General features: G+C 29.1%; 10 protein-coding genes and 1 pseudogene. 10 read left to right on the top strand and 1 reads right to left on the bottom strand.

Going from position 1 to position 9,187, the window contains the following annotated elements:
• Positions 1-45: 45 nt before the first annotated feature.
• Positions 46-516: a Cys-tRNA(Pro) deacylase gene (ybaK, locus tag T473_RS0111130; RefSeq protein WP_024621976.1), complete on the bottom strand. Its 471-nt coding sequence runs from the start codon at positions 514-516 to the stop codon at positions 46-48.
• Between the two features lie 266 nt (positions 517-782).
• On the opposite strand from ybaK, the gene T473_RS0111135 reads away from it, so the two are divergent.
• The 10 genes and pseudogenes from T473_RS0111135 to T473_RS0111170 all read left to right on the top strand — a co-directional run bounded on the left by T473_RS0111135 (position 783) and on the right by T473_RS0111170 (position 9,050).
• The gene (locus T473_RS0111135) at positions 783-1,172 is read left to right on the top strand and encodes a GyrI-like domain-containing protein (RefSeq protein ID WP_024621977.1); all 390 of its coding nucleotides are present in this window, start codon (positions 783-785) and stop codon (positions 1,170-1,172) included.
• A 215-nt stretch (positions 1,173-1,387) separates the two neighbouring features.
• Entirely contained in the window at positions 1,388-2,773 is a 1,386-nt protein-coding gene (locus T473_RS0111140) for a tryptophanase (protein WP_024621978.1), read from the top strand.
• Between the two features lie 481 nt (positions 2,774-3,254).
• Complete coding sequence (locus tag T473_RS0111145) at positions 3,255-3,815, top strand: nitroreductase family protein (RefSeq protein ID WP_024621979.1); 561 nt, start codon at positions 3,255-3,257, stop codon at positions 3,813-3,815.
• Between the two features lie 578 nt (positions 3,816-4,393).
• The gene (locus T473_RS19200; RefSeq protein WP_051365910.1) at positions 4,394-4,705 is read left to right on the top strand and encodes an MBL fold metallo-hydrolase; all 312 of its coding nucleotides are present in this window, start codon (positions 4,394-4,396) and stop codon (positions 4,703-4,705) included.
• 32 nt (positions 4,706-4,737) lie between these two features.
• A complete protein-coding gene (locus tag T473_RS19205) occupies positions 4,738-5,112 on the top strand; it encodes an MBL fold metallo-hydrolase (RefSeq protein WP_242825919.1) in 375 nt (124 codons plus the stop codon).
• Positions 5,113-5,589: 477 nt separating this feature from the next.
• Positions 5,590-6,006 carry a flavodoxin gene (locus T473_RS0111155; RefSeq protein ID WP_024621980.1) on the top strand — a complete coding sequence of 139 codons (417 nt, stop codon included), beginning with the start codon at positions 5,590-5,592 and terminating at the stop codon, positions 6,004-6,006.
• 7 nt (positions 6,007-6,013) lie between these two features.
• Positions 6,014-6,649: a DUF3793 family protein gene (locus T473_RS0111160; RefSeq protein ID WP_024621981.1), complete on the top strand. Its 636-nt coding sequence runs from the start codon at positions 6,014-6,016 to the stop codon at positions 6,647-6,649.
• Between the two features lie 296 nt (positions 6,650-6,945).
• Positions 6,946-7,050, top strand: a pseudogene (locus tag T473_RS20150) (TetR family transcriptional regulator); the annotation flags it as partial.
• A gap of 30 nt (positions 7,051-7,080) precedes the next feature.
• Positions 7,081-7,782, top strand: coding sequence for a flavodoxin family protein (locus tag T473_RS0111165; protein WP_024621982.1), 702 nt, complete (start codon positions 7,081-7,083; stop codon positions 7,780-7,782).
• A 371-nt stretch (positions 7,783-8,153) separates the two neighbouring features.
• On the top strand, positions 8,154-9,050 hold the full coding sequence (locus tag T473_RS0111170) for a putative RNA methyltransferase (protein WP_029791723.1): 897 nt from the start codon (positions 8,154-8,156) through the stop codon (positions 9,048-9,050).
• Positions 9,051-9,187: the final 137 nt, after the last annotated feature.

The raw sequence follows: 9,187 nt of genomic DNA on the forward strand, positions 1-9,187 counted from the left end.
TTAATTGTACAAATTCATAAACTGATAAATTAATTGAGAGTTAATTTAATCAGTAATATCTTCTAATTTAAAATTAACAACTTTTTTTAGATCATCCAAGCTAAGTTCTACCTGATATCCTATCTTTCCACCGCTCATAATAACTGTATCAAGCTCTTCAGCGCTTTTATCTATTACAGTAGTCAATGATTTCTTCATGCCAATAGGTGAACATCCCCCATGAATATACCCAGTTAAAGAGAGTAAATCTTTTGATTTAATCATGGCGATAGATTTTTCTTCTACACTTTGAGCAGCTTTTTTTAAATTGAGATCTTTTTCAACAGGGACTACAAAAACGTAGTTCTGCTTAGATTTACCTTGCGTAACCAAGGTCTTAAAAACGTGTTTGGGATCTTGTCCTAATACAGTGGCTACTTCTATTCCGCTTATGGCATCAGTATCTGCATATGTGTGGTAATTGTAAGCTATTTTTTTGCCGTCTAATAATCTCATAACATTAGTCTTTTGATTCATAATAAATGCCTCCTATATCAAAATTAATTTGATTATATTTCCATTATACACAAGATAGGCTTAATTTATAAATTAAATTCTGTATGTAATTGTGAGAATATCGATTGGATATTTGCTTATTTACATTTATATATAAAATCATTAATGATAATTTTAAAACTGACATACGGTTGTCATATTATGAAAGTTATAATCCTATTAATAGAATAATTAAGAAATTAAAAATAAAGATCTATTAAAATTTTAAACAAAATTAGGAGGAAGATATGAATACAAATACAACTAAAATTGAGGAAATATCAGTATACGGTAAGAAAATAAGAACTGACAACAAAAATTTAGGGTCTCTAGTAAATTTTTGGGAAGAATTTATGAAAAAGGAATATAAGGGAGATGTATATGGAGTTTATACTAACTATGAGAGTGACTATACAGGTGAATACGATTTTTATATAGGAATTGACAACGATAACAACGAGGAAAAAGTAGATATTCAAGAAGGAGAGTATTTAACAATCGAAGTCGACGCAAAAGATCCGCAGGGACTGGCAAAAGCTTGGAATTACATTTGGAATAGCGATATAAAAAGAACATACAAAACAGATTTTGAATACTATTCGAAAGATGGATCTATTAAGATTTATCTTTCAATATAGTGCTTCCAGCATGGAGTGATGAATATATTTGGTCGTTAGAGATTAGGTCATTTATATTTGCATTATCTATATAATTAGTTTAATTAATAAACATTTATAATAAATTATATTCATAAAATCGGAAAAGTTATCTTAAGTAGTTTATCATATTAAGGAATTATAAGACTAAGTCCTTAATATAATATAAAGAATTCAGATAATAGGAGGATTTTAAAATGAGTGTAAAGTATATTCCAGAGCCATTCAGAATTAAAATGATTGAGACAATAAAGATGTTATCTAAAGAAGAAAGAGAAGAAAAAATAAGAGAAGCAAAGTATAATTTATTCAATTTAAAAGGTGAAGACGTTTATATAGATTTACTGACAGATAGTGGGACAAACGCAATGAGTCAAGAACAATGGGCTGGAGTTATGAGGGGTGACGAAGCTTATGCCGGAGCAAAGAGTTATTACAATCTTATAGAAGCAGGTCAAGATATATTTGGATATAAATATATACAGCCAGTTCACCAAGGTAGAGCTGCTGAGAAAGTTCTTTTTGGTTTACTTATGGGAGAAGGAAAATATTCTATATCAAATATGCACTTCGATACAACAAGAGCGCATGTTGAATTAACTGGAGCAAGAGCTATAGACTGTGTAGTTAAAGAAGCTGGAGATCCAACTTTAAGAATTCCCTTCAAAGGAAATATGGATACTGAAAAATTAGAGAAATTAATAGTTAAATATGGAGCTGAAAACGTAGGGATTGTAATAATGACAATAACTAATAACTCTGCTGGGGGACAGCCTGTTTCAGTAGAAAATGTAAGAAAAACATCTGAAATATGTAAGAAGAATAAAATACCATTCTGTATAGATGCTGCCAGATATGCAGAAAATGCTTATTTTATAAAAAAACGTGAAGAAGGGTACAAAGATAAACCTATAAAAGATATAATAGGAGAAGTATTTAGCTATGCTGATATATTCACTATGAGTGCTAAAAAAGATACTATTGTAAACATGGGTGGATTATTAGGAATAAAAGAAGATGAAGAATTATTTCAAGCAGTTAAAGCTCGAACTATATCATTTGAAGGATTCGTTACATACGGAGGCTTATCTGGACGTGATTTGGAATCCCTTGCAATAGGTTTGTATGAGGGTCTAGACGAAAATTACTTAAGATACAGAATTGGTCAAATGGAATACTTAGCAGCTAAGCTTGATGATGCAGGAATAGCTTATCAATCACCAGTAGGTGGACATGGGGTATTTGTAGATGCAAAAGCATTATTGCCACATATACCTTATAATGAGTATCCAGGTCAAGCTCTTGCAGTAGAATTATACAAAGAAGCCGGAATACGTACTTGTGATATAGGTTCTTACATGCTTGGCAACGACCCTGATACAGGTGAACAACTTAAATCTGAATTTGAATTCACGAGACTTGCTATACCGAGAAGAGTCTATACTCAAGCACATATAGATGTGATGGCAGATGCTCTTATAGCAATAAAAGAAAGAGCTCACACAGTAAAAGGATACAAAATAACTTGGGAGCCACCAATTCTTAGACATTTCCAAGCATCACTTGCTCAGATAACAGAATAACTATCTGTTGGAACTATTTATGGTATATTTTAGTATTTATGCTTAAAAAAATAACATAATATTTTTTATATAAAAAATATCTTATTGAAATGAACCCCAAAAGTTAGACCTAAAATCTAATTTTTAGGGGTTCATTTTTGTATCTAACTTACTCTATTCTTATGTGTGTAAATTTACATATAACTAAATCCTACGGAAAAAATGTTTAAAGAACAGTAATCCTTATTAGAAGAATCGTATAACTATGTAAAAAAGAAGTTTGACAAGAAAACTAAAAAGTCGAAGTAAATAGAAGAAATATACATAATAATTCGATTTAATATAAGATTCTGTGTGATTTTTATAAAAATTTTACTAAATTTTTTACTAACATTTTACAATCTAATGTTTCTAATATATAATTGACATAGAGAAATATGTACATATAAGTAGGTAAATGTAAGTAGGTAAGCTAACAAATAAATGTAAAGAGGTGTGTATAATGGATATTTTAGAGTGTATCAACAACAAAAGAAGTGGTCGTTCTTATACAGATCAGGAAATAACGGACGAAACATTTAACGAACTATTGAATCTTGGAGTAAAAGCATCTACTGGATCGAATGAACAACCCTGGGGATTTGTAATAATTAAGGACAAAGAAGAAATTGATAAATTAAACGATATAACTAAGAAATATGTAGCTGATAATTTAGAGAAGTTACCCTACTTTAAACAGTATGAGTCATGGTTACACAATCCTAAGATGAGTTTATTCTATAAAAGCCCCTATTTATTGCTAATATTTGGGAATACTGATTCTCACTGGCATGAGTATGATTGCACCCTAGCAGCTGGAAATATAATGCTTGCGGCGCATTCTATGGGAATTGGTACGTGTTGGATTGGGTTCGCTGAACATGTGTGCAATACTAAAGAATTTAAAGAAAAATACAATGTGCCTGAAAACTATGAATTAGTTACGACTCTTACAATGGGATATATGAGAAAAGAGTTGGATGCACCTGTTAGAAAAGAGCCGAAAGTATTTTATTGTAAATAACAATTACAGTGGGCTAAAGCTAAAGCTCTATATTTCAATTTATTTAATAGAATCAGCAAAAATTAGAATATTTAAGTCTTCATATATAAAGTACCTAAAGTTTTTCATCAATTATAAACTTTGGGTACTTTTATTGTTAAATTTAATTATAAAAATATGGATATATAGTAATTTAGAGGTTTATTTACATATATATTATTAGCGGGGCCAGCAGCTCTAAAAGCTTTAAATTTTGGAAGCACACTTGTTACAAATGGTGAAGAAACTCAAGACTTTTTAATAAAAAATAAAATGCAGGATAAAAAAATTGATATTCAAAAAATAATTTACAAAAGCTAAAAAAATAAACAGAAAAAATCAATACCTAATAAAAAATTAACAAATCAAATGGATAAAAAATAACAGACTCATTGATATTACTAGTATTGTTCATCTTATTTAAAAAGTGATATAATTTATTATTGGCTATTTTTAAATAACTTATTTTTAGATTTAACAAAGCAAATTTGATTTAAAAAAATATATTGATTAAATTATACATAATTTGAATTAATTACAACAATTGAGAGGACGACAAGATGAGTAAAATATCAGTTATAGAATTAGACTTTATACTAAATAAACATGTAGATAGAATATTTCCAGTAATAATTAGCGATGATAAAGACATGATAATGATAGATTGTGGATATCCTGGTAGTTTGGATCTATTAGAAAATGCCGCATTAAAAAAGGGCATTGATTTGAGCAAGCTGACAAAGATAATAATTACGCACCATGATTTTGATCATTTCGGAGCTTTAGCAGAGTTTAAAGAAAAGTATCCTAACATAGAAACAATTTCATCTTCTTACGACAAGAGATTTATAAGTGGTGAGGAACTTCGTTAAGGATTGTAAACGCAAGGTCTAGAAGAAATTCAATGTCTAGGACTGAAAGGGTAATGAACCAGCACGCAAAGAAAAAGTTCACTATACTTAAAAAAGTTAAAATAGATAGATGTGTTACTGGCGGAGATTCATATAATTGGTGTGGAGGAATAGAGATTATATCGACTCCTGGGCATATGCCAGGACATATTTCAGTATACTTAAAGGAAAGTAAGGCCTTGGTTACTGGAGATGCTCTCGTTCTTTATAAAGGGCGTCTACTAACAGCAAATCCAAGAACTAATATAGACAATAGGCTAGCAAAAAAATCAGCAAAAAAATTACTAAACTACGATATCAAAAAAATAATTTGTTATCATGGTGGAGAGTATACTAAGAATATTAAAGAATCTATAGAAAGAATATAGATTCTTTTTTGCGAAATTTTATGTTGTATTTTATCAATTGCAAAAATATAAAATTCATCAATATTTAAAGTACTAAAGATAATGAGGCATTTATCAATAATATCGAGATAATTATTTACAATTGAGAAAATATATAGAATAAACGTAAAAACTTCATGTTTTAAAAGGTATCATAATATGTTAGTAGAGATTTTAGAAGTCATTGAATATGTATTTTGAAATTTCAATTATGGGATAATTTAGAATTAGCATAAAAGAAGTAGAATATAGTTGTTTTAACGTATTAAATGAATTACTAAATAATTATAAAGCAATATAAACAAGATAAAATATTGATTACTAGCTAAATTTTAACGATAAAAAATGAGTATTAATAATTTCTAAAAATTAATATTGACAATTTGAAGAAATTCAACTAAAATAATGGTTGAGAATGAATTTCAATGTTAATTAAATATAAATATGGAGGTTATTGATATGAAAATAGTATATTGGTCAGGAACAGGAAATACAGAAATGATGGCGAATTTAATTGCATCAGGGATCGAAGAAAACGGTAAAACTGCTGAGGTAATAAGTGTAGAAAGTGCCAATCCTGATATATTTGATAATGAAGAAATAGTTATTCTAGGTTGTCCTTCAATGGGGGACGAGGTTTTAGAAGAGGGCGAATTTGAGCCATTTATGGAGAGTATAGCTGATAAGGTGAAAAATAAGAAGGTAGCATTATTTGGATCATATGGATGGGGAGATGGCCAATGGATGAGAGATTGGCAAGATAGAATTACTGGATATGGAGCTGTTTTAATAGATGATGGTCTAATAGTAAACAACGATCCAGATGATGCAACATCTGAAGAGTGCAAAGAGTTTGGAAGAAAGATTTCAAAATAAATAAAGTATGAAGTATTTAAATTTTTACGATAAACTAAACTCTCTCTCAGATAAAGAATACATAGAAATGTTTTTGCTTTATTCAATTTCTCCCGTGATTTCTCATTTAAAGCCAGCATCTACTATAACTATCAAAAAGAAAAACGATATGCTATACAACAGATGGATAAAATACGGAAAAGATTTTATTGCTGAAATTAATTTGAAATTTACAGAGTTACGTGAAAACAACGATGTGGTTGTACTGATGATTTACGATTCTAAATCTATAGAGGAGTGTGTGTCTCAATACGAGAATAACAAATTTCTAACGGGTCTAGGTTATAAAAGTGGAAGCGTAGATGATTACATCAATAAATTAAAAGTTAGGTATGCAAAATACCACTGCCCACATGAACTTGGATTATTTTTGGGTATACCTATAAAAGATGTTAAAGACTTTATAGACTGCTCTGATAAAAAATGTTTGATGTGTGGTTATTGGAAAGTATACAATGACTTTGAACTAGCACAAGAAATGTTCGAAAAATACGATAAGATAAAAGAACACACAATGGATAGTGTATTATGCGGAAACACCGCTATAAATATAACTAGATCGATTAGAGAATATTTTTATTATCCTATTAAGAAAGTTCAATAACTTAATACATTATGTAGCTGTATCATTAGCGTAAAAAATTCGCTATTGATACAGCTATTTTTATTGCAATTCTATTAGATATATTGGAGAAATTAGTAATGATAGTTGTATTAGGTATTTTAGAAAATCTAAAGTAAGTATATTTAACTTGACTAAACTACGAATTTTAGTAGTATTTAACTAACGATAGTTAGTATAGTTGATTAGAAAATGATCAGTAAATTTAGAGGAAGTATGAATACTATAGATAAGATAGTTTATTAAACTTGTTTTCTAAAAAGTGATATAGCGCTGTATCTGTAAGTGAAATAGTAAGGTGTGTAGGGATAAAAGAGAGCTCAATATACAATCATTTTAAAAGTAAGCAGAGTATATTTGATTATAAAGTATTATATCATTAAATAAGTAGAGAAATAGGGGGGATAGTCGTTTTGAATGTAACAGTTATAAATGCTAGCAAAAAAAATGGCAATACACATAGATGTGTAGATGTCTTAACAGATAAATTAAGCAAAATTACAGAAGTAAAGAAGGCAGAATATTTTTTAGCAAAAGATTTCAATAAATTCTGCACAGGTTGTATGCAGTGTATTTTGAAAAGCAGTGAAAGTTGTCCACATTATACTGAGTTATCACCAATTATTGAGTCTATTTTATCGGCAGATGTGGTTATCCTTAGTTCGCCTGTGTATGTTTTTGATGTAAGTGGTAGTATGAAGTCGTTTTTAGATCATATGGCGTATATGTGGATGCTGCATAGACCTGAGAAAGAAATGTTTAATAAATTTGCGGTTGGAATTTCATCAGCAGCAGGAGGTGGAATTGGTCACACAAACAAAACATTTAAAAATAACTTTTTATTTTGGGGAATTTTAAGATATAAAACGATTGGATTAAGAGTTTTAGCAAAGTCGAAGGATGAAATATACAACGATTCAAAATTAAATAGAAAAATGGATAAGTTAAGCAAGGAAATATACAAATGGAATCAAAGTAAAAGTAAAAGGCCAAAAGTGTTGACTCGTATTTTGTTTGATATGGTGTCTAAAATGCAGAAGGGAAATACTTGGACGGCTGTAGATTCAGATTACTGGAAAAAGAACGGTTGGTTAAATGGTAAAAAGCCGTGGTAATACTGGAATTTTAGAGATATAATAACAGTAAGGCATACGATTTTTTGGCTGTTTCAACAGCTTTGAAACGTATGGGTAAACCAATGAAATTGGATCGCTAGCAGTTTATTTGGCATCAGAAAAAGCTAGATTTATGACAGGAAAAACTATAACTATGGATGGATATTAAAATATGTAATTTGTTAGTTAATAATTAATAAATAAATTTTAAGAAAGTTAATTAAATTTAACTAAAGAATAGGAGGCTTAAAATGGTTTATTACATAAGATTGAAAGGATAGCACGGGTTTGTGGCTATCATCTTAGTAAAACTATTATAATAGGCGCAATCCCGTAAATTGATTAGTTTATCAACAGAAGGAGATTGTGCAATGGAAATAAGAAAGATAAAGAAGTTAGACAGAATAAAAAATAATTTAGATACAAATAAATATATAATGAGATGTCCAAAATGCTTTAACAAGTTTGACAGCATTAAAGGAGACAGCCTAATATGCAAGAGTAAGCATTGCTTCGATATCTCAAAAAAGGGATATATCAATTTCTTAAAAACAAAGAACAGTGATATATACAACAGAGAGTTATTCCAAGCGAGAAATAGTGTATACACTTACGGAGTATACAACGCTCTATTTAAGGAAATTTCGGATATAATAACAGTAAATATAAAAAGCAATTCCATAAGTCGTATACTCGATGCTGGAAGCGGAGAAGGCTATCTGCTTAATTATTTATCAAAAGTAAAACAAATATCAGATAAAACAAATCTAATTGGAGCAGATATATCCAAAGAAGCGATTAAAATATCTGCTATGGATGAAGAAAACATACTATGGGGTGTAACTGACCTTTCAAATTTACCAGTAATGGATAAAAAAATAGATATAATTCTAAATGTCTTATCACCAGCAAACTATAGTGAATTTAAAAGAATACTAAACCCTTTAGGAATTGTAATAAAAGTAGTTCCAGAGGAAAAATACTTAAAAGAAATAAGAAGAAATCTAACTGGATATATAGACAAAGAGAGTTATTCAAATGAAAAAATAGTAAATAAATTTGACGAAAATTTAGAATTAGTCTACGAGAAGCAGATTAAATACACCGTAAAAATAGAAAAAAAGACTCTAAATGATTTACTGAAAATGACACCGATGACATCAAATATTCCACCGAAAAAGTTGGAAGATATATTGGAGTCAAATATAAATGAAATAACAATAGATCTAAAGCTTATGATAGGAAAAACAAAAAATGAATTGGAGTAAAAAAGAAAAATTTAAGTAAAAAATATATTAGATTAAAAAAGATAAGACTAGACTAGAAAATTGAATTAGATAAAAAATTAAATTTGATAGATAATTTCACGTAAATAAGGGGGTATCCAATTGGATAGCCCCTTAAT

This window comes from Clostridioides mangenotii TR (assembly GCF_000498755.1).
Taxonomy (GTDB): domain Bacteria; phylum Bacillota; class Clostridia; order Peptostreptococcales; family Peptostreptococcaceae; genus Metaclostridioides; species Metaclostridioides mangenotii_A.

Coding starts and splice junctions, on each gene's coding strand:
- T473_RS0111140 (WP_024621978.1), top strand. CDS start 1,388: ATGAGTGTAAAGTATATTCCAGAGCCATTCAGAATTAAAATGATTGAG.
- T473_RS0111160 (WP_024621981.1), top strand. CDS start 6,014: ATGAAGTATTTAAATTTTTACGATAAACTAAACTCTCTCTCAGATAAA.
- T473_RS19200 (WP_051365910.1), top strand. CDS start 4,394: ATGAGTAAAATATCAGTTATAGAATTAGACTTTATACTAAATAAACAT.
- T473_RS0111145 (WP_024621979.1), top strand. CDS start 3,255: ATGGATATTTTAGAGTGTATCAACAACAAAAGAAGTGGTCGTTCTTAT.
- T473_RS19205 (WP_242825919.1), top strand. CDS start 4,738: ATGTCTAGGACTGAAAGGGTAATGAACCAGCACGCAAAGAAAAAGTTC.
- T473_RS0111135 (WP_024621977.1), top strand. CDS start 783: ATGAATACAAATACAACTAAAATTGAGGAAATATCAGTATACGGTAAG.
- T473_RS0111170 (WP_029791723.1), top strand. CDS start 8,154: ATGGAAATAAGAAAGATAAAGAAGTTAGACAGAATAAAAAATAATTTA.
- ybaK (WP_024621976.1), bottom strand. CDS start 516: ATGAATCAAAAGACTAATGTTATGAGATTATTAGACGGCAAAAAAATA.
- T473_RS0111155 (WP_024621980.1), top strand. CDS start 5,590: ATGAAAATAGTATATTGGTCAGGAACAGGAAATACAGAAATGATGGCG.